Consider the following 21961-nt stretch of genomic DNA (forward strand, 5'->3'; position numbering starts at 1 on the left):
TACAACATGCTGGAACGGTTGGAGTGGTTATTGGTAGGGCTGGCAGGGCTCTTTGAGCTGGTGTTGCTCCTCCTGCTTTGCCAACCGATCAATCGAAAGTATGCGGCACCTTGGTTGAAATGGCTCGTCGGTGGCGCATTTCTTTTTCACCTAGGTTATTTCGGACGTCTGTTCTTCTTCCATGAAAAGACCGATGCGGCATTTATCGGTGACCGTGGTGCGATGCTCATTCTGTGTACCGGGCTGCTTATCATGCCGTCAGCGATGCTCCACGCTGCATTGCACCTGCGCACGAGTCTACGCCACCCCATACCAATTATGTCACGCCACAGTCGATTGTACTGGGCTCTTTATTTTCCCCTCCTACTACTATTGCCCGCGGTGTACCAAATATTTACCGGTCCACGCGGGAACTTCATGGAAAGCGTCCGGCCCATCCAACCTCTTTACATCGGCTGGCTTGCTACCGCAAACGGGGTTTGCACGCTCATCTTCGCAACCATCGCCATTACCACCCCCTTTTCGAACAGAAGATGGTTCTTTGTATGGATTTCATCTCTTCTCGTTTTGTTCACCGTGGCGGCAACCGCTTATGTACTTCTCTCCGACCGGCCGGAATGGGAGTATCCCATTCGTATTGGTCTGGCGATCGCTCCGTTGCTCCCCTCAGTTGTCTTGGTCTGGTACGTATTGACCAATCGACTATTACCGGTCGTATTCGAACAGACGACTGTCTACGGTGGTTTCTTGATTGCTGGGCTATTTGCACATCAATTGATTGCACAGCCTGTCGCCAATCGATTGCGAGGAATTATCAATGTGGATTTTGTCTTGCTTGAGTTGGCTATCTTGGTTTTATTGATTTATTGGATTCGGCCTTTTCGACGCCGCGCCAGCGAGTCTCTTCGATTCCTGATGAGTCCAAGAGCATTTGAGGTTCGCGATGCTATCCGAGAGCTCGCACTGGCAGTCACGCAACAAACATCCCCTGATATCTCAGCTCGATGTGAGTGGTTTGCAGAACAACTGCGCCTCCGTTTTGAACTGACGTGGGTACGCATTTTGTATTTGGATGCCGGTCAGCCCGCAGAGAACTATCGAGAATTCCGTGTAGTAGATCCTGTCACCTCACGAGTTCGTATCTCTCCGTACAAGGTCTGGGTGCCCGAAAATGACCCCCATGCACTGGCCCATCTTCTCCGTGCTCTTGTCGATCGGACCGCTCCTCTAGAACGGGGATATACAAACAGTTCGGTCCTGGAAGAGGCGATGGATACGTTGGGATGCGACGCCGCTTTTCCCATGAACTACCAGTCCATTCGAGGAGCGATTCTTTTCGGCAATGATAAAAGCTTCCTGCAGTTAGCAGATGAACAATTGACCTCACTCCTTGTTTTGGTCGATCAATTCGCAGCGACCCTCCAAAACCTTGTCGAAGAACGAATGCGTCGAACGATGGAGCGAGACCTTTTTCAAAAAGAAAAGCTTTCGACCCTCGGGATGATCTCAGGAACTCTCGCTCACGAGCTTCGCAATCCTCTTTCTTCCATTCGTACCATCGCATCGCTCGTCGCCGAAGAAACACCGGCTGGTAGCCCTCACCGGCACGACGTCGAAATGATCGTTTCCGAAGTGGATCGCCTCCATCTCACACTCCAACGAGTGCTCGACTATGCAAGACTCCCGGAGGATTCCAATTCCCACTCGGAACCCGATGCCGTCATTTCGAAGATTGGATCGATCCTCTCTTACTATGCCTTGCAACGCGGCACGGTTCTGGAGTTCGAACTGGGGGCCTCACAAATCGCCGTGGCGGGGAGCGAACAAACACTGAACGAGGTTTTTATGAACCTCGTCAAAAATGCCATCGAAGCTTGCTCGGAACATCAACATGCCAAAGTCAGGGTCGTTACCGGGGCGAACGAGAAATCATTCCACGCATCGGTGATCGATAACGGAAAAGGAATCGAACCTGAGGACCAAGACTTCATCTTTGAGGCGTTTGTTACCTACAAAGAGACCGGTACCGGACTGGGATTGTACATTGTCAAAGAACGGGTTCAGGAACTAGGAGGAACGATCTCCCTCCAATCCATTCCAGGACAAGGGGCAACGTTTACGGTCGTCTTACCTCGTTCAAATCTCTAAAACGCGTTGAACCGAATCACTCCGGTGGCGTTGCCGCAACGGGAGTGCGATTCCATGTCGAATGGGCATGGAGCATCACCGAACACAAAACGAGCGCATAGGCGAGCAACTCGAAGGGCTCCGGCATATCCTGATCAAAAGCCCATTCGATCGCTGCAATGATCGGGAGCGAAGAAAGTCCAAACGAAGTCGCTAGGAATGCCGGAAGGCGAGCGTACGCAGCCGTCATCCATAATTGGGCAACCACTCCGCTGATCCCGATACCAAAGAGAACCCAACACTGACTTTCGGTAGGCAATACCCAGCCTGTGCTGATAAAGCACAAGGCTGTCATCGCCAAAGCTGCCATGAAGAGGAACACCGTAAGACTCATGGGAAAGATCTGACTTACCTGCCGCAAAGAAAAGTAGGCGAGCGAGGCAAACAAAGCTCCCAGCAACCCGATTAACCAAGCATCGGTAGGACACGTGCTTGCACCCGGAATTCCCAGAAGGGACGTGCCCGATAATCCCACTAGCACATATCCCAATTGCCTGTTCGTCGGTCGCTCCCCCAGAAAGCGCCAACCGAGTAAGACGACGAAGATCGGCGCAACATCGGCGATTGCGCGGGCGTTCGCCACCGTGGTCTTTGCAATCGTTGCAAAATAACAAAGTCCAGATCCAGCACCCGCTACTCCCCGCAACACCAAATACTTTGACGCAGGATTTCGGAAATGCCCAAACTCATTCCAACACCAAGGAAGCAACAAGATGGCACCGAGAAATCCTCGAAAGAAGACGACCTCTGTTGAAGGCATCTCGCGACTGAGGTGCTTTGCCCAATAGCCCATAATCGCAAATGCCAATGCGCTCGCGATCGCATACAAAAGACCCGACTTTTTGATCATCATGTGGCGACCGCGGAACCGATTCGGAGCAAAGCTGAGCGACACACCAGTATTGACGATACGGGATATTTGCCAACTCTCAATTCGCTCGTCCCGCTACGGAAACGGTCTTTCCACAATCCGTAGCATCGTTCCGTCCGCCAAACTCCAGACTCCAAATTCCCCGGTACGGCCACCTACTACGACCGTGCCTCGCTCGCGATCCACACCAACGGACCCGATGGCCATGGGAACTCGCACCGAACGGGTAATCTTGTTCCCTTTCCAGTCGACTTGATGCCAAGCCTCGTCGGAACATGGAACGATGGTCTCCGTATCGGAAACGGCGATCTTTCCCGGATCTCCGCTCAATGCCAACCCGGCTGTTTTCTTCGCTCCAGCTGTGGTCCAGCGATGCCACTGTCGATCGGCGCCAACCGTTTGCCATTCTCCATTTCCAGCTGCCGCAATGCCTCGCAAAGCAGCCTGGTGACCTGAATAGTTAGCAACCGTTTCCCAACTCGTCGTATCGAAAACTTTGGCAGTTTTGTCTTGACTCGCGCTCCCCAATTGCTTGCCGTCCGGACTGTACGCAACCTGGGTTACCCAATCCGAATGGCTGGCTAGAACTTTCTTCGATTGAAGGGATGAGAGTTCCAAAATGCGTATGGTTCCGTCGGTCATCGCGCACGCCAACTCCGTACCTGCTGGGTGGAGTGCGACATCGAGAACCAAATCGGTGCCCAAGACCTTGGTTCGGACTACCTCGTGCGTACTCGCTTCCGTAATCCGGATCTCTCCGCTTAAACCAGGGGCACCGCCCGCTGCGATCCACTGTCCCTCGCGAGTTGGCAGGAGTGCCGTGACCCGCTGAGATTGATGAGCAACGCGTTGCCCCAAACCGTATTCCGGTTTTGGGAATACCAAGAGCTCGTAATACCCTCCAAGCCAGACTTTTTCCCCATCGCTTGACAAGCTTATCGATGTAATAGGTTGTGGCTGAGCATAGCTTTGGGGAGCAGCTGCCATCTTCGGGGAAATAGACATCCAGAGTGGTGAACGCTCGTCGTCGACATCAAACTTGGCTCCTGATGCGATCCATTTCTTCAGCAGTTCTGTTTGAGGAGCGCTCAAGGCCTCGCTGTCTGACGGCATCCGAACAGAGGGATCGCTCGAACAAACGCGCGCGAGGATCTCTCCTGGATTGTTTAGATCGCGAGAAAGAGGGGGTTCCTCGGATTCGCCTGGTAATCGGAGATTCTCGACGGTATCTAGGCGATAACCTCCATCCGCCCGTTTCGCTCCGTGGCAAGCGACACAGTGCTCTTGAAGGATCGGCGCAATATCGCGTCGGAACGAAATCTCCTTAGGCTCGTCGGCGGAAAGACTTGGAACCGAGGTGCCGAGCCATAATCCAACGACGACGAAACTGGATCGATGAACAACAGTAGTAAGCATGGATCGAAGTAGTTCTTTAGTGCTGGAACAGAAATTCATCGGTGTTGAGCAATACCCAGCAAAGGTCTTCCAACCCGGCCTCCAAGCTGTCTTTCGACTGGCAATGAGCCACGCATCGCTGTAGCTCTTCTTCGCTAGGTTCCCTGCAAAAACCTGCCAGATAGAGTTCTTGGATGATTGCCTTCAAATCGCTCCCGGAGTGAAGCATGCGGCGAAAGCGATTCTCGGGGGCTCGCAATTTTTCATAGAGGAACGAACCATTGAACAGTTCGATAGCCATTCCCAAATTGGATTCATCCAAACGCTCGCAGGCGCAAACGGTGGAACGCTCTGGTTGACCGAAGACTCGCAGAAATTCGAGCTTGGCAACGTCCGGTGCGGGCAACTGCGTCGCCTTGGTCCCCTCCGGTAATACCCCAAACCGCTGCTCGGTTCCGAGCAAGTGATTCACCGCATCGAGAAGTGGCTCCGCCGACAATAACCTTGGCTCTTGATGCGAAAAGTAGAGCGCATCCTCTTCATTGCTAGGATGGGTTGCGAAATCAGCTTGATACGTGCGACTATTAAGAATGACTCTCAACAATGCCTTGCGATTGTAACCTTGCTCGACAAAGAATTGCGACAGACCATCAAGCAACGGCTTGTTGGTAGGAGGATTCGAATCGCGAAAGTCATCGATCGGATCGACAATACCTCTCGCAAAAAGTTGACTCCAAATTCGGTTGGCTTCCACTCGAGCGAAATAGGGATTCTCGGGATTCACCAACCACTCGACGAATGCTTGCCGACGGTCTGCGTCGGCAGCCAACGCAGCGAGTTCGCCCGGTACCCAAGGCGCCATGATTTTTCCGGTGCGAGGCTGTTGAATCTCTCCTTGGGCACTAGTCCAAATCCACAGTTCATTGGGGCGCGTCGTGTTCTTGCGCTGCACCCGATTGAAAAACGCGCTCAGCCCATAGTAGTTGTCCTGAGTCCATCGTTCAAAAGGATGGTTGTGGCATTTGGCGCACTGCAATCTTGCCCCTAGAAACAATTGCGAGACGGTTTCCACGCTCTCCTGTGCATCTTTGGCCGTCCGGTAGAAGTTGGCTTCTGGATGAAGAAAGGTACTCCCTTTGGAGAGTAGTAATTCCCTCGCGAACTGATCGTAAGGTTTGTTGGCAGCGAATGCTTCTTCAATCCATCGGTGGTATTTATAGACCCCTTCTTCGGTCACTCCTTTGGTTGTCACACGAAGGAGATCGCCCCATTTCAGTGCCCAGAAACTCGCGTATTCCGGCCGATCCAGAAGCTGATCGATCCATTTGGAACGTTTGCCAGGATCCGTGCTCGCCAGAAACTCTCGCGTCTCGCTCGGCGTCGGGAGCTGACCGATGACATCGAGCGAGGAACGACGCAAGAATGTCGCATCGTCGCACACGGGAGATGCGTTGATTTGAAATCGCTCGAGCTTTGTATCCACCAACCCATCGATCCAATTCAATTCAGGTTGCTTAACCCATTGGAATTCTGGTTGGGAGTCGATAAAGACGAATGGAATCGATTCGATATGTTCCAGGAACCGAACCAAAATAACCGTTTCCCCTTGTGATTTGGGCGTCACGATCCCTTGCTTGGACACCGTTGCGACAGTGCTGCTCGAACTCTCGTACGAGACCAAGTCGGTGACGTCTCGCGAGGTGCCATTGGCGAAATGAGCCATGACGATGAGCTTTTGTTGACCAGTCTGGAGCGGAAGGGTTCGCGCATCGTTGGGATAGACTTCTAGCTTTACGCAGCGCGCTGCATCAGGTGGATCCAGCTTCGCTCCTCCCGCAATCCAGTCATGAAGGACGCGGTAAGCGGCCTCCCCTTTCTTGAGTTGCATGCCGCCACCATGCGAAACCTTCATCAAGGCTTTTTTGATCAACAGGCTCTCGTCCGGCTCGAGGGTATTAACTCGGCGTGCAGCGTATTCGTTTACGAGCGTGAGGGAATCTAGTTCTTTGTCAAACGCCCTCAACGAAAGCCGGAACCCCCCTTTGCCACTCGGTGAACCATGGCATGCACCGGAGTTGCATCCCTGTTTCGACAACGCCACGAGCACTTCGTTCTCGAATTCCACAGACGCCGTTTTGCCTGAGAGTTCGACGGTTACGGGAACACGGATGCTATGCTTGCCAAGTTTCCCTGTAACGGTACCTGCTCCCGAATCCTTGGGATAGAAAATCCCACCCTTCACTTCTCCCAACTTCGGATCGGAAACCGTCCACTCGACGTAATCGGACCAATCGCGGACCATGCCTGACGAATCCCATCCGGATAACGAAAGTCGCTGATGGTCCCGGCTCCGATGCACCGCGATGCGTTGAGGAAAAAACTCGACGCGCTCCGGGGAGTCGTACCATTCCATCGGGAGCTCGAACGTTCCAAGCCGTCCAATCCCTTGCGTTTCATAATAGAAGGGGACAGAAAACGATTCGGGATACACTTTATCAGCGGTCGACTTATCAGCGGTCGACGTTCGAGCGAGGGACAAGTGAACATGTTCCTTGTTAACGCTTCCCTTGACCGTCCAGTGGTTTGCAATTTCCATGGCTGGAAACTCCGCCCCCGCCGGTAAGGAACCTTGCAATGCAGCCAAGGCAATCTTCCATTCCAACGCTTCGCTTTCTCGACTGCGACGCGACACGTCCGGTGCACGAGCCGAAGCGGGTGCGTCTGATGCAGCCGTTGTCAGAACGACTCCACGGTGCTGTTTCCATCGAGCCGGATACGGTTGATTGGGATGCTTAGCTCGAAGCCAAGACAGATTCGAAACCACTTTCGCTGCCGGGAGGTCGCTTCCGCTGGCCTCCTGGGACACGGGGGATGCAACGAAGCGAAGCCATTGGACCTCGCCCGCTTCCCAATCTGTGGCTGCTTGGACATAGCACCGTGCACCGACTTGTTTCGCCTCGATGCGTGGATTGAGAACCCGCCAACCTGCAGGTTCTTCGCATCGAATTTCGATCGGACCCTCGTATCCTTGACGCTGAACAACCAAATCAACGGCAATCGCACCCGCTTTCACGTCCGCCAAGCGTGCTTCCGTCCCTTTCGGATCCACTTTCCACACCACGTCGAAGTCGTTTTTCCACTTGATTTCGATCGCATACCCGTAGTTCGGGCCGCCTCGCCGTAGCAAATCGTTGACCCGAAGCTGATAGGTCCCCGTTTCCGTGACAGGAAACTCTAATATCCATTCGTCCTGATCCTGGACGGGTGATTCGGCGACCTTGGTCATTCCCTCCTTCCAAAGCTCAGCTCTCAACAAAGCGGGTGAGCCGAGGGATCGGGTTTGGGTTGCGATTCGAAGTGTCTTGCCCTTCTCGGCTTGAAACCAGAAAGAGTCTTGCTCGGAATCTAACTGCAGATGACCGACCAAGGTAAATGGCGGCTTCGGCGCGGCAGGGGAGTTGGATTTGAGCGACGTATCTGTTTCATCCAGTACCGATGTGGAAGATTGATAGACAATGGACGGAAACGCAAACGGGTTTGAACTCGGAAGGATCCAATGCGGTGTCCCTTTCGGGTCGCTCAGTTCGAGCCCATCTTTTGGGGATCGGTGCGCGAGAAGGGGGGAGATGGTTTGGTCATCATAGGCGGGTGAGAGCCTGACGAGGTAATTGCCACCACCAAGGAATCGACTGTCTCGTACCGCAAGGGTATACCATCCGCTTTTTTCAATCGCGACGTGGCATTGACTGTCGGGTCCCAGTTCGGTGTCGTCGACCGATGCGATCTGCTTCCGGTCGGGATCGTACAATTTCACATAGCTGTCCATATTGCTTCCCAATCGCTGTGCAAGCACATCGATGAAAAGCAAATCTCCTTCGAAAGCGTAGAACCGATAGAAGTCCGTGTGGGATGCCTCCGTTTTGCCTTCGATGACCGAAGGGAACGAGACGGCGATGGCGTTCTCGAACAAGTGATTGTCGGTGCCCGTTTCGGACGCGTAGGGGAGCGTATCCAAGATCACGTGATGCGCCGAGCTGACTGCCGATTTGCTTGAGAGCCAAACACCCGCTTCGGTCGGAGGCATACCTGGTGGAACATCGATTTCCACCTCCAGCTTCTCACTGGTCGACGCGAGGACTTTGCATTGGAGCTTCTCGGTAAAGAGCAACCGAATCTCGTCGGACATGCCTTTGCCTGTGAAGGTCACTCGATTCTTGGCGCCGATAGTCCAATCAACGGGAGAGACCGAATGGACTTGAAGCTGCGCTACACATGTTTGGCAGCACAACGCGAGCAGCAGGAGCGGTAACCAAGTGAAGGGGGGCATGGAGCGAAACGAACGGGTCATAGGGAGGGAATCCAGGTGGGCAGGAGGTGAAACTAGATCAGTCCGTCGATGGGCTCACCGTAATAAATCGCATGGGGCCGATCGACGGCGTCCATCCAAACCGCTTCGCGAGGAAGACCGAGCAAGTGGTAAATCGTCGCTGCAAAACTTTCGGGAGAGACAGGTGAATCGACCGGGAATTCTCCTCTCGCATCCGACTTGCCCACCACGACACCGGGACGTATTCCACCTCCGGCAAAAAGAACAGACTGGAGCGCTCCCCAGTGGTCTCGCCCAGGAAGTTTGTAATGCTGGGCCAAGTGAGTGATTTTCGGAGTTCTTCCAAATTCGCCAGCCATCACAATCAGCGTCTCGTCGAGTTGGCCAGACTCGTGCAAGTCCTCAATCAGCGCCGACAGTGATTGATCCATGGGAGGTAGCAATCGGTCTTTCAAATGGGGAAAGGCGTTGCCATGGGTATCCCAAGTTTCATTGTTTCCCAAGTTCACTTGGATGAGCGGTACCCCCGCGTCGACTAAATGACGCGCCATCAGCAAGGACCAGCCGAACGAATGGGGGCCATAGCGCTCCACTTGCTTCGCATCGAACTTGCGAATGTCGAGCGCCTTCTGAACCTTAGGGTCCACCATGAGCGATACGGCCGCTTGACGCTGTGCATCGAAACGCTGCGTGACTGCAGCAACCTCGAGTTGTCGCTTTTGTCTATTAAGGTTCTCCAAAAGTTCTAGACGCCCATGCACGTCTCGCATTCCCAATCCATGAGGAAGAGTCAATTGGGGAGCTTGGAACACGCGATCGTCTGTTCCAGGCCTCTGCTGATGGTCGAATGCGTATTGAGGAAATGCGCCGTAGGAAGCCTTATGGAATGGTGACGCTTCAAGAAACCAAGGGTCATGGTTCTGTCCCATCTCGCCCGCATGTTGGCCGGGGATTATGCGTCCGGTGTTATGCACCAATCGCTCGGGAAGAACGACGGCAGGCGGCAAGTTATTTTGGGAGGGAAGAGCATAACCCACGTTGGCGGCAATCGAGGGGAAATCGGACCGACTGGGTTGGTTCGGGTTGAAGCCTGTAGGCAAGTTCGATCGACCCGTTAGCAAAATATGATGCCCAGTCGAATGATCATTCGAAGGGTGCGAAAGCGATCGGCAGAGGGACCAGAGATGACTTGTCGAGGCCAATCTAGGAAGATGCTCGCAGATCTGAAGCCCCGGCGTTTGGGTCGCGATAGGACGGAATTCTCCCCGAATATCCTCGGGTGCCTCGGGCTTCATGTCAAAGCTCTCGTGCTGCGACAGTCCACCTGAAAGGAAGATGAAAATGCAAGACTTCGCCTTGCCGGTGGGGCGCGAATTCTCAGCAGCAGTCGCCGCGCGGAGCCCGAGCAGATGATTGCTCCCCAGCCCTAAAATTCCAACCGCACCCATTTGAAGCGCAGTCCTCCTGGCGAGTCCAGAATGATGCCAATCAACCGAATCCTTCGGTTTTTCATTGCGAGAGAAAGCCATGGGAGGGAATCCTAATGGGACGGGTGGGTGGCTTTGAGGTGGGATGGAGTCCTCGTAAAGTATAGTCGATTTCTCTATACGCGTGGTGTGTTATCGTCTCAAGTGCTCCTCAGTGGGGACATGACGTCAAGCAGGCGTTGCATTCAAAAATCCGTTACAATGCGGGTCCAGCCTTTGAGTCGCCTATCCCCTTCCTTCCCTCCTTACGATCTCTGAAGACCACGAAACTTCCCTCGCCTCTGGAAGTGCAACCCGGTCGGAGTCTCCGCCAATGTTATCTTTTCAAGGTCGTTCTGCCCGTCTATGCGATGGCCTATCTCGTCGTGAGTGGCTGAAAGTGGGTGGTATCAGTGCAGGAGCCTTGTCCCTGGCTGATCTATTACGAATCCAAAACGCCAAGGGGGCCGACCCATTGCAGGGAGATGCGCCGAAGCGCCTATCTGGATTTGGCCAAGCGAAACACTGCATTGTGCTATTCCTTTTAGGAGGGCCTCCGCAGCATGAGACTTGGGATCCGAAGCCTGAGGCACCTGAGGAAGTTCGAGGGCAATTTGGCTCGATCGAAACAGCCACGCCCGGCCTGCGAGTCGGCGAGCTGATGCCTCTCACTGCCAAACTTACGAATAAGATCGCAGTCCTAAGAGCATTGGCCACGGACGACAATGCGCACTCTTCGAGCGGCTATTGGATGTTGACCGGGCATCCCCACGCGCCTAAGAATTCGGAGAATGCTCTCCCCGGTGCCCCCAACAATTGGCCTTCGATTGCAGCAGTCGTTCGACATCTCAAAGGGGACTCAGGTGCATTGCCTGGTTCTGTTCGGTTGCCGGAAGAAATCTGGAACACTGGCCGGCTTCTTTGGCCGGGGCAGGACGCGGGCTGGCTCGATAGTCAATCCGACCCCTGGCTTATCACTTGCGATCCTAACAAACCCGATTTCCGAGTCCCCGACATCGCGCTTCCAAACGATATCTCCAGCGAACGTTTTGCGCAGCGTCGTGACTTTCTCCACGCGCTCAATCGACGACTCGACCAAATCCAATCGCATGCTTCGGTGCAACGTTGGACCTCTTGGCAATCCAAGGCGGTGGAACTGCTTCAAACTCCTGCTGCACAACGTGCATTCGCCTTGGACAAGGAGACAGAAGCCGTGCGGGATCGCTACGGAAGAAATCGATTCGGTCAGAGTGTTTTGCTCGCGCGTCGCATGATCGAAGCGGGGGTGTCGCTCGTTCAAGTTAATTGGACAAGATGGGAAAACGACGAAGATGTCGCCCCCGCCTGGGATTCCCACGCAAAACATAATGAACGGATCAAAAACGCACTGATGCCCCCGATGGATCAAGCCTACTCCGCTTTGCTAGAAGACTTGGAGCAAAGCGGTTTATTGGATGAGACGCTCGTGGTATGGATCGGAGAGTTTGGTAGAACCCCACGCTTTAATGCCGCCGGAGGTCGCGACCATTGGGGCCATGTCTTCAGTGGGGCACTCGCTGGAGGCGGTGTAAAGGGCGGGACTGTCTTCGGTGCATCGGATCGTCAAGGAGCCTACCCACTGGAGGGGCGAGTCGAACCCCAAGATTTGGCGGCAACCATCTTTCACTGTCTGGGGTTCGGTCCATCGACTGAATTGAAAGACCGATTCGGGAGGCCATTGGCAATTAGCAATGGTACCCCTATTCAAGCGATACTTTAGTGGCCGATCGTGGATGGGGCCGTTTGCTTTCCCCCTGCAAAATTTCATCCGTCGATTCCGGATCCACGCTGCGGCAGCATTCGACCAATCGATCGGCTAACGCGTAGAGTGGATCCTCCCAATCCTCTTGCTTGCTTTCGGATGGCGCGATCTGAGCGATCTCCTCGACCAGCAGTATGAATCGAAGCACATGTCGGAACAGCAGTCCTTCGTGTTTCTGAAGCCCTCGTGCGACGATGTACTTGTTGAAATCGCCACCGAATTCGAGCAACTCGCCAACGACCCAAACTCCGCGTGTGAAAACATCATGCACGCCAGGAAATTCGTAATCGAAGACTCGCCGCAATTTCTCTGCGAGCACCAAGGGCCGAGGAGGTGGTTCGTCTCGACTTTCCCAACGTCGATAGCGACCCTTCATCCCTCCAGCCTCCGCCTGAAGCTGCTCGGCGTCCGGTTCTTCTTCTTCATCCTCCGCTCGCCCGGTGAGCTCTGCGGCGCTGGCCAGTCCCAGAGAGAGGAGTTGAGGATGCAAGATCGAGTGGGCGAGCGGACCAGGTGGCAATTGATCCGGAAACGGGACCCGAACAATCTTGGCGATGTTCGCAGGCAACTCAAGAACGCTCTCGAGCGCTTGGATACGTTCCCCCTCATCTGCGTACTGCAGCATGTTGACTAAATAGAGTCCGTAAATCGGGTTGATGCTGCGGAGCTGCGAAAGGTAGGCTAAACGATCAGTCGGTACAGCTAATTCCGGACGGTACGATTCGAGATCCAACGCGATCGGTTCCTCTTCACTCAGAGGAGATCCCGCCGTTGGCAGGTCCTCGTCTTCTTCCGTTTCGGCTTCGGGGAGGTCGATATCGAGCCAACGTGGCTGAGTCGTTTTCTTTTGGGAAGAGGGAGGGGTTGCGGTGGGTTGCAACGGCTGAGGCTTGGGGGTCAGCTCGATGAAACCTGCTTTCCAGAGGGTAACGAGCATGCGATTGAGGTCCTTTTGGCCCTTGGCAATCTGATCGGCGGTTTGCAATCTCCGTCCGACAAGATCGCGAAGCGGCTGCACCTGGGAGTCGTTGAGAAGCAGATAGGCGAGCAGCCGCCATGGCAACATGCCGCGACTCTCGAGTTTGGCAGCGGGGGCATTGCGTAGCTTTTCGAATTGCTCGCGAGTCCAATACGTCTCGCCCGCTCTCTTCGTCGGCATCTTCTTTTTAAGCTGCTTCTTGGCGCGAAGAAGATTGGGATCCTTGGTGTCCTCAGGAATCTGATCGTACTGCTGCTTCCATCGCAGGTACTTCACGTCGTCTTCATGTGCGAGCACATAAACGAATCCCTGCGTGTCGTATTGAGGGCGTCCCGCACGCCCAAATATCTGATGCGCAGTGCTGGGCTCGACAATCTTCTTCTTGCCGAACGGACCCTTGACAATGCTTGGTAGAACGACACTCCGTGCGGGTAGATTGATCCCCGCGGAAAGCGTCTCGGTACATACGGTGACGCTGAGCAATTTCTCTTGAAAAAGCTGCTCGACGAGACGGCGGTACTTGGGCATGATGCCCGCGTGGTGCACCCCGACGCCGCGGATGAGGATCTGTTTGAGTTTGGGGCCTGCGCCTTTAGAGAAGTCGAATGTCTCAATCCGTTTGGTGATGATCGCCTGCCGCTCTTTGTCGATGAGCTTCTTTCCTTTTAGCAGCTCCGAAACTTGCCAGCACTGCTCGCGATTAAAGCAGAATACCAATCCTGGAGTGCGACGTTTTGCTTCGTCACCTTCTGCGATCCGCTCGAGATGTTCATCGAGGTAAGCATCATCGACCCATTCGAATTGCAAGGGAACTTTTCTCTCGGTCCCTTGAACAAGTTCCAAATTGCGACCGTGTGACCGAAAAAGCCAACTGCAGAACTCGACGCTGTTCCCAATCGTGGCCGAAAGAAGCATGGTTCGAACATGCTTGGGCATCAATCCAAGTGTCAATTCCCAAACAATCCCTCGCTCGGGATCATTGAACGAATGGAACTCATCCATGACTACCGACGCGACGTCGTCGAAGTTGTCGTTTTCTTGTCCCATCAACCGATTAAGAAGGATCTCAGCGACGACGACCAAAACAGGAGCATCGGGATTCACCCGGCGATTGCCGGTAACCAACCCGATCGAATCGATGGGGTAGCCCCATCTCAAAGCCGTTTGTTGGATCTCCAAAAGCTTTTGGTCGGTTAGGGCGATTAGCGGCGTCGTGTAATAACAACGCTTGCCCGTGCGCAAGGCTTCGTAGATGGCCGCTTCTGCGATGAGCGTTTTGCCGGTGCCGGTCGGAGCGCACACCAAAACTCCCTGATCGGAGCTGAAGTAAGCGTAAATGGCTTCTTCTTGAACAGGGTAAGGTGTATACGCCAGCTTTTCGAAGTACTCTGCCGCAATATCGAGTCGATCAACGCTCATCGTTGGCTGATCACTTCGATCATCGCGGAGGCGAACCAAGGTAAATCGTCGGGTTTGCGACTGCTCACAAAATGACGATCGACAACAACAGGAGCATCCTCCCAGATCGCTCCGGCGTTCTCCAAATCATCCTTGATTCCAGGAGATCCTGTCACGCGAACGCCGCGATAGACTCCGGCAGAAATGGCCAGCCAACCACCATGGCAGATCGCCGCCACGCACTTTTGGCTCTCCGCAAACTCCGCAATGAGCGATTTCACTTTTGGCAGCCTTCGCAATCGGTCAGGCATGAAGCCCCCTGGCAACAGGACCGCGTCGTACTCGCCAGCATTCGCCTGATCGATGCTGATGTCCGATTTGCAGGGGTATCCGTTTTTCCCCTCGTACACTTTTTGAGCTTCTTCTCCCGCGATGACAAATTCCGCCCCCGCTTCGATTAACCGAAGCTTGGGATACCACAGCTCTAGATCTTCATAGATGTCCCCGACGAATGCGAGAACTCGTCGGTTAACGAGAGGCTTTTGCATACGGTGTTTCCCTCAAGGAGTTTCTTTGGTTGGCAAGCGGTAGGGACAATTGGCATCGGTTTCTAGCTTTTCTCGATCCGCGAGGGCAAAAGCAACGCGAAGACCGCTTTGTCCACCGGATGGGATCAACTAAACTAGCTCCTGTCCAAGTCAATTAGGCACAGGGACTCCCTTCCCCCTGGATGACCTTTATGAGGTCGTGACCAGCGGAACCGGAGGGTAGGAATTCTATCGACAGTTCAACCGTTTGAGGAAAGTCTGGATGGGGCTTCGCGATTATTTTAGTTCTGGAAGAGGTCTTTCGTTCGAGCTTTTTCCTCCCAAGAGCGACGAAGGCGTCGAGCAATTACTGGTGACAGTCGGTGAATTGGCAGAGTTCTCGCCCGATTTCTTCACCTGCACCTATGGCGCGGGTGGATCGACCAGGGGAAGAACCTTAGAAATTTTAGAGCGAGTGAAAAAACAAACGAGCATCCCCGTGGCCTCGCATTTGACGTGCGTTGGCTCCACGGTGGACGAGCTCCGTGACTATCTTCGTGCCGCGATCGCAATCGGTACGGACTACATCGTCGCCCTTCGCGGTGATCCCCCCAAGGGGGAAACTGTTTTTCAGCAAACCGAAGGGGGACTTTGCTATGCGAATGAATTGGTTTCTCTGATCCGATCCGAGTTCAGCCAATTGGGGATTGCCGTGGCTGGCTACCCGGAGGTGCATCAAGAGGCTCCCAACGCCGAAGTCGACTTGGACAACCTAAAGCGAAAAGTCGATGCAGGGGCCGACATCATCGTGACGCAGCTTTTCTACAACAACGTGGACTACTTCCGATTCGTTGACAAGTGCAAGGCGAAAGGAATCGAGATCCCCATCGTTCCTGGAATCCTACCTGTCACCAATTTGGCCCAAATTCAACGGATCGCATCCCTCTGCAAAGCGTCCCTGCCTGACTCGTTTGTATCACGGCTGCAGCACAATGCCGACCCAAGCTGGCAATTCCAAGTCGGAGTGGAGTTCGCTCAAGCACAAGTGGATGATCTCTTGAAACGAGGAGTTCCTGGCGTCCACTTTTATGTGTTGAACAAGTCGCAAGCGACTTCCGAAGTTCTCAAAGCCCACTGGACTGTCGCCTGATGTCAAACACAATCGGATTTCTCGGCGGCGGGCAAATGGCCACGGCGATTGCCAAGGGTGTCATCGCTGCAGGGCTCGCAAAGCCCTCGGACTTGGTGATTTATGAACCGAATGCCACGCAACAAACCCGATTGCGCGAACTATTTCCAGAGTGCACACTCCCCGAGTCAACGCAAGAATTGTTCGACAAGGCCGCGCGCGTGGTGCTGGCTGTTAAGCCGCAAGTCCTTGCGGAGATCGCGATCTCGCTGAGACACCACACCCGCAACGAGCATTTGCTCGTATCCATCGCAGCGGGCATTCCCCTAAAGAAGTTGTCGGATTGGTTTGAGAGCGAACGCGTAATCCGTGTGATGCCCAACACCCCCTGCCAAAGCCGCCAAGGTGCAAGTGGAATCGCCGTTGGGAAAGGGGTTAGCCCGCAAGACGCCGCGTGGTGCGAGTCGATCTTCGGTGCTGTAGGGCGCTTTGTCCGGTGCACCGACGACCAATTGCACGCCGTAACCGGGCTCTCGGGATCGGGACCTGCCTATGTGCTCATGATGATTGAAGCCCTGAGCGACGGTGGTGTCATGAGCGGACTCAGCCGACAAACAGCCTTGGAACTGGCCGTACAAACAGTCCTAGGGGCAGCTACCATGGTGCAAGAGACTGGAACCCATCCCGCGGTGCTTCGCGAGCAAGTTACCAGCCCTGCCGGAACAACCGCTTCTGCTCTCGCTGTCCTCGAGCGAGCAGGATTCCGCAGCGCTCTCATCGACGCTGTCGTGGCTGCTTCCCAACGGTCGCGCGAACTGAGCTGATTGCGTCTCATTACTCGGGATAACTTCGAGAGGATTCTTCCTCCCCTCGTGGTGTGAATCCAGAGGGCTTGTCTTCGTCATACCACTTTGCGAGAAAATGCCAGACGGGGAACAAGCAGAGGACGACAAAAATCCCTAGCCACCAGTACATGTTGCAAAACTCCTTTCGCAGCGGCCACCCCTGCGGATTGTGCTTTCTCCTGTCTCCGGTTTATGAACCAACCTTTTGGTACATCTTGCCATTAACCTACCAAGGTTGATGTGGAGAGTCGAATGGGCGCGGAATTTTCGAAATCGGTCCGCTTCCGCGAAGAAGTCACCCAAAATGCAACAAGGCCGCATGAAATGCGGCCTTGGAGGGGTCACGAAGAACGCTGAGGGCAGCAATCCAACATGGACTTAGCTAAGGTTGCTGGGGCGACGTGGCATCTTTCGAGGGTAGGGAGGATCGGACTTTTCCGGTGCCGCCATCCCGTTTTCTTCTTCCCATTGCTGTCGCTCGCAATCCGTCGCATAGTACCTCAACCAACACTCCATATCGTTCTCCTCCAAGCAATGCCAGTGAAGATAGTTACGATGGTCCGCAATACGCTTCTCGTACGAGGGAAGTATGTCTCTCGCAATGAGACAATACAGTTGGCGGTCACTGAGGTGATCGGTCAAGTCAAGTACGACCCGTTGTTCATACAACGCTGTGATCGTCTGCCACAGTAATTGGTGCAATTCCAAATCGCACAATGATTCAGGATTGGGAAGCTTCAGCTCGGGCTCAAACCACTGACTGATCGGAAGTGTCGGGGCTCGCTCCCAAGCCAAAATGGAGGCGAGAAACTCGTTCTCCTCCACGAGCGACATCTGCCGTAGAGAGACTAAGTCAACCGATTCATCGAGGTAAGGCTCCAGCTCGTCGCGCAATTGAGCATTTCGGAGCAACAAATCAACTTCGCTTTCGATTGGCACGGGTACTTGCGACATTGCTTAGCACGCATTCTTGGAGAGCTGTGAGTCAGGTTGGTGCGAGGTCTCGATCGAGCAACTCGTCCCCTCCAATGTATCCATGGCAATCTTGGGATTAAAGCTTTGACTTGAGCAAAAGACACGTTGCGATGAAGTTTTCGCGAACGTGAAAATCAGAAGCCGCATAATCGATACGTCTTACCACGCGAAGACCCTACGATCGATACAACCGTTAAAGTCCAATCGGTATTCGAGGTGGAATTTTCGGGCTTATTGTCGAATCGCTTTGCGTACCGGGTTTTGTGTCCTATGCAGTCGGACCGTCTCGGAACTGAAACCTCAGCGCTGCGTCGACCCACCGCCATAGCGATTGCCAACTATTTTCGCTCTCGTTTTCCAGACGCAATGAGCAATGAATGCCGGCAGGAGGAAGGCTTCGAGCCATAGCTGTGTTCCACGCAGATGAAGTGACTGACTTGGGCTTCAATGCAACGCGAACTTCCAGCCTCGGTTTATCTGTTTTGTACTCTTCCTTCCCCTGCTCATCCTTCTCCGATCGCACTGCGATGGGACCTCCGAAGATGCCCCCCAAACTTGGAAAGTTCAAGACCTCGGTCGATCTCGGGAGGACTTGAAGCACGGATCCTTCCCAGCGCTCGCCATTCGATAGTCTAACGACCATCGGCTCCCCGTTCGTGCACGAAACTCGTTCCCAAGCGTCCTGGGGGATACTGGCTCGAACCTCGAGCTTCGCGGGATCGACGACCAAACCGATCGAACTGCCTGATTCCAGGTAGTTGCCTTTCAAATTCTGAGACGCTCGGATCATTAAGACGCCATCTCGAGGAGCCTTCACGATGAGCGAATCCAATTTGTCTTTCAAAGAAGTGCACTGGAATCGCAGAGCCTCCAGAACTGCTTCTTCGGCTTGTAATTCCGATTCTTTCTTTTGCGCGCGGAGCATGTGGCATCGACGCTCACTGGACTCTTTCATCTGCACCGCGATCTCGTACTCGATTTGCAGCGCAGGATTATCCATTCGAATGATTTCGTCCCCCTCGCGTACCCCTTGTCCATCGTGCACCAGAACTTCCTTCACAAACCCTGACGCATCCACGCGGAGCTCCGAGGGTTCGATAAAGTCGACACAGCCAGGCCAGTAGATTTGCAGCGGAGAGGGAAGGAATCCGAGAACGATGATGCCCGCAAGCAGCAACGCGGCTCGTTTGCATTTGGTTGGATCAAGCTCCCGAAACGATTTCATGATCGCTCGCCATCCCAACCCCGGCGATGTTGATTTGCGTGCGAGTACACGCGGTACGATGAACCACAAAAGCGAAAACGCTACGACGACCAGCATGCCGATTCCATCCCAGGCGACCCAAAGACCCCAGCCCATCGTCAACATGGTCAGCATTCGCGATGCCCAACTTGCAAGTCCATAAAGCAACAACATCGGTGCAATGGGTGTGTTTCGCTCGGACCGAAAGAACATTCGACGCCCTATCTGTTTCACCGTGGCTTGCGCGTCCTGCCACAGATTTGGACGTCCAATCAAATCGATCAAAATGTAGTAACCATCAAATCGCATCAATGGATTACCGTTGAAGACGAGGGTTGAAAAAGTCCCCATCGTCACAATAGAAGCGCACATGTACCGAAGATTGGGTGACTCCAACGTGCAAACCCCGATCGCTGCAACCGCTGCAATCGTCCATTCGAAAAGCATTCCCGATGCGCTGACGAGGATCCTAGACCATCGATTGTCAATTCTCCAAACGCTGGTGACGTTCACATAGGGGGATGGTGCGAAAAACATGAATCCAATGCCTGCGGAACGAGGCTTCGCTCCGACTCGAGTGCATGCGACAGCATGTCCCAATTCATGCACCGTTTTGAGCACAACCCAGGCAATCAATAACCACCAATAGCTGCCCGGGACAAAGAGCTCCGAACTCAGCGATGTGATCTTATGAAAATCGGTAATCGCGAAACTGATCCCGATTCCCCAGATCAACGCTGCGACACAAGCTGCGGGAATGGAAAGTAACCACAATAAAGGTTTTGTGATCGCTTCGAGTTGCTCGGAATTCAGAACCGGTATGCGAAAAAAACTAGGATCAAAAAGCTTCGGAGGAGGTGTTGCTGTCGCAGGCTCGAGCGATGCGACCGAAGACTCTTCGTCGGTTCGTTCCAAGATGCCCGCCTGCATTAGCCAGACAAGCGTTTTTTGAACTTTGCTAGGATCTTGCGCTCCGATGACGCGGCTGTGTTTACGTCCGATGGCCACGGCTTCCTGCAGTCGCCACTCGCCGTCCAGCAGTGCACATAGCTCGTATTCGAGCGGGCCCAATCGCCAAAACTTGTCCCGGCTCAAGTCCTCCGCCACATAGCGTACTCCCTGCCGGGTAGGCACGCAGTGAAAGCTCACCTCAGGTCGCAATCGAACAATAGGGTTCTTGTTAGACATAGATTCAGGACTCCTGCATCTGGACTACCAGACCCATTGGTTTAGAAACCATCGATAAGGGCGCGAGAAAAGCAACCAGCCGACAGATCGCCAACCAGCTGTGATTTGCGCGCTGGCCTTCATGCCTGGACGCAATTCGAAGTGGGGATCACTGATCACGACATCTGCCACAAAAATCGCTTCGGTATCTTCGATCTTGGCGCGAGGTTCGATGCGACCAATCTCACCCAGGAACGTATGCCCTCCCGATACATCCGTGCGGATTGCAACCCGATCCCCTACTGTGATCTGGCCCAGATCTTGTGCGGACAAATGGACTTCCGCGGTCATCGATTCCAATTTTGCAATTTCAAACAGATTTTGTCCCAGTGTCACTGGCATGCCGACACTCTTCTGCCAATCGCCTTGCACAATCACCCCTTCCGTGGTCGCTCTCACTTCGAGACGTTGCAATTGATCTCGCAGATTATGAATCTTGGCTTCTGATTTTTGTATCTCCACCTTGGCTAGTCCCAGTTCACCGGACGATTTGGATGCCAGGGCGGAATTGAATTTTTTCTGTGCACCCTCTAATTCCGCTTCGGCTGTTGCGAGCTCTCGCTTCATCTCTTCGCCGTCGAGATTGGCTAACAACTGACCAGTTTCCACGCGATCCCCAGGTCGCACGAAGCATTTTGCGATACGGCCTTCGACGGGGCTGGGGACAAACTGCTTGAACTCGGGCTCGAAAACACATTCCCGTTTGGGGTAATACGGTACCGGACACACTAAGCTCAATACGGCGCAGATCGCTGGAATCGCAAAGGCTCGCGGGTGTGTCTTGATCCAGTCGGCTCGATGGAACCAACGGATGGCCCATTTGCATCGTTTGATGAGATACCAAGCGTCGAGCTCACGCTCGAGCCGGATCAACCTCGCTTCTGTAGGTTGATGGTCGATGATCTGGGCCAATCGGATCTTTTCTTCTGCATCGATCGATGCATCCACAATGAGCATGGCAAAGCCCGACGAGTGACGGAGACGCCATACCCACGCCAGAAGCGGTCTCTTTGTGATCTGACTCAATCGATTGAGGTTCACGCAAAAGGAGTTGCTGCTCGAAGCGGGGATAGTGGGATCATCCTCCGAATCATTTGCAGCGATACTGCTTACGGACAAGAGAACGCTCGAATCGAGTATCGCTTGCTTCGCGATCTTGGTCAGCATGCCCGATTGCAGCCGCAGCGGCACACTATCAAATCCCTTGAAGTAACTCTCGAGTATCTTCCCGGATGCGTTTACCAAAACGAAACCCGCGGCCGATTCGAAGACTTGGCTCGCACTTGAAAGCCAACGGTCCAAGAAATGGGGATCCATGGGGTCCAGGCCCGGAGGCGTCGGAGAAGGGATCGCCACCCGATCTCCATGCTGCTTGACGCCGGATTGCATTTCATCCAGTTGGGAACCAACAGCCAACTCGCGAAGAATTTGCTCGCTCGCGTCGAGGGACTCTTCAAGCATCGCACCAGCGTCGGATAACCGACTAAGCGTGGTATCCATATCGATCAATGGTGAGCTCAGTACCGAGGACGGAACTGGATGGGACTCGGTGCCCTTTGGTCGGAATGAGAGAGGATCGGTCATCGTCGAA

14 protein-coding genes are annotated in these 21961 nt (G+C 53.9%); 4 read left to right on the forward strand and 10 right to left on the reverse strand.

Features of this window, described 5'->3' with window-relative positions; all coding sequences use genetic code 11:
• Nucleotides 1–6: 6 nt before the first annotated feature.
• Nucleotides 7–2148, forward strand: coding sequence for a sensor histidine kinase (locus tag VN12_RS21480; RefSeq protein WP_146678724.1), 2142 nt, complete (start codon nt 7–9; stop codon nt 2146–2148).
• A gap of 16 nt (nt 2149–2164) precedes the next feature.
• Here VN12_RS21480 and VN12_RS21485 read toward each other — a convergent pair whose 3' ends face one another.
• The 4 genes from VN12_RS21485 to VN12_RS21500 all read right to left on the reverse strand — a co-directional run bounded on the left by VN12_RS21485 (nt 2165) and on the right by VN12_RS21500 (nt 10309).
• Nucleotides 2165–3040 (reverse strand): DMT family transporter, encoded by an 876-nt coding sequence (locus tag VN12_RS21485; protein ID WP_146678725.1) that lies wholly within the window; start codon nt 3038–3040, stop codon nt 2165–2167.
• 93 nt (nt 3041–3133) lie between these two features.
• A complete protein-coding gene (locus tag VN12_RS21490) occupies nt 3134–4474 on the reverse strand; it encodes a c-type cytochrome domain-containing protein (RefSeq protein WP_168164555.1) in 1341 nt (446 codons plus the stop codon).
• Between the two features lie 16 nt (nt 4475–4490).
• Nucleotides 4491–8801 carry a DUF1549 and DUF1553 domain-containing protein gene (locus VN12_RS21495; RefSeq protein ID WP_146678727.1) on the reverse strand — a complete coding sequence of 1437 codons (4311 nt, stop codon included), beginning with the start codon at nt 8799–8801 and terminating at the stop codon, nt 4491–4493.
• A gap of 32 nt (nt 8802–8833) precedes the next feature.
• Nucleotides 8834–10309, reverse strand: a complete 1476-nt coding sequence (locus tag VN12_RS21500; RefSeq protein WP_146678728.1) for a DUF1501 domain-containing protein — start codon at nt 10307–10309, stop codon at nt 8834–8836.
• Nucleotides 10310–10580: 271 nt separating this feature from the next.
• Between VN12_RS21500 and VN12_RS21505 the strand changes: the two genes are divergently transcribed.
• Nucleotides 10581–12005: a DUF1501 domain-containing protein gene (locus VN12_RS21505; RefSeq protein ID WP_146678729.1), complete on the forward strand. Its 1425-nt coding sequence runs from the start codon at nt 10581–10583 to the stop codon at nt 12003–12005.
• On the opposite strand, the gene VN12_RS21510 is transcribed toward VN12_RS21505, so the two are convergent.
• Together VN12_RS21510 and VN12_RS21515 are read right to left on the reverse strand one after the other, a co-directional pair.
• Nucleotides 11986–14445, reverse strand: coding sequence for a DEAD/DEAH box helicase (locus VN12_RS21510; protein ID WP_146678730.1), 2460 nt, complete (start codon nt 14443–14445; stop codon nt 11986–11988). The genes VN12_RS21505 and VN12_RS21510 overlap by 20 nt on opposite strands.
• Nucleotides 14442–14972 (reverse strand): type 1 glutamine amidotransferase domain-containing protein, encoded by a 531-nt coding sequence (locus VN12_RS21515; RefSeq protein WP_146678731.1) that lies wholly within the window; start codon nt 14970–14972, stop codon nt 14442–14444. Before VN12_RS21515 ends, VN12_RS21510 begins: the two co-directional genes overlap by 4 nt.
• 262 nt (nt 14973–15234) lie before the next feature.
• Here VN12_RS21515 and metF point away from each other — a divergent pair, with 262 nt between their 5' ends.
• Together metF and proC are read left to right on the forward strand one after the other, a co-directional pair.
• Nucleotides 15235–16101: a methylenetetrahydrofolate reductase [NAD(P)H] gene (gene metF, locus VN12_RS21520; RefSeq protein WP_146678732.1), complete on the forward strand. Its 867-nt coding sequence runs from the start codon at nt 15235–15237 to the stop codon at nt 16099–16101.
• On the forward strand, nt 16101–16904 hold the full coding sequence (gene proC, locus VN12_RS21525) for a pyrroline-5-carboxylate reductase (protein WP_146678733.1): 804 nt from the start codon (nt 16101–16103) through the stop codon (nt 16902–16904). The genes metF and proC overlap by 1 nt, the downstream gene beginning before the upstream one ends.
• 10 nt (nt 16905–16914) lie before the next feature.
• On the opposite strand, the gene VN12_RS25970 is transcribed toward proC, so the two are convergent.
• The 4 genes from VN12_RS25970 to VN12_RS21540 all read right to left on the reverse strand — a co-directional run bounded on the left by VN12_RS25970 (nt 16915) and on the right by VN12_RS21540 (nt 21954).
• Complete coding sequence (locus VN12_RS25970) at nt 16915–17055, reverse strand: hypothetical protein (RefSeq protein ID WP_168164556.1); 141 nt, start codon at nt 17053–17055, stop codon at nt 16915–16917.
• Nucleotides 17056–17303: 248 nt separating this feature from the next.
• A complete protein-coding gene (locus VN12_RS21530; RefSeq protein ID WP_146678734.1) occupies nt 17304–17879 on the reverse strand; it encodes a hypothetical protein in 576 nt (191 codons plus the stop codon).
• Nucleotides 17880–18168: 289 nt separating this feature from the next.
• A complete protein-coding gene (locus VN12_RS21535) occupies nt 18169–20331 on the reverse strand; it encodes an HlyD family efflux transporter periplasmic adaptor subunit (RefSeq protein ID WP_146678735.1) in 2163 nt (720 codons plus the stop codon).
• Nucleotides 20332–20355: 24 nt separating this feature from the next.
• Entirely contained in the window at nt 20356–21954 is a 1599-nt protein-coding gene (locus VN12_RS21540; protein WP_146678736.1) for an efflux RND transporter periplasmic adaptor subunit, read from the reverse strand.
• Nucleotides 21955–21961: the final 7 nt, after the last annotated feature.

It is taken from the genome of Pirellula sp. SH-Sr6A (assembly GCF_001610875.1).
Lineage (GTDB): Bacteria > Planctomycetota > Planctomycetia > Pirellulales > Pirellulaceae > JBKCUI01.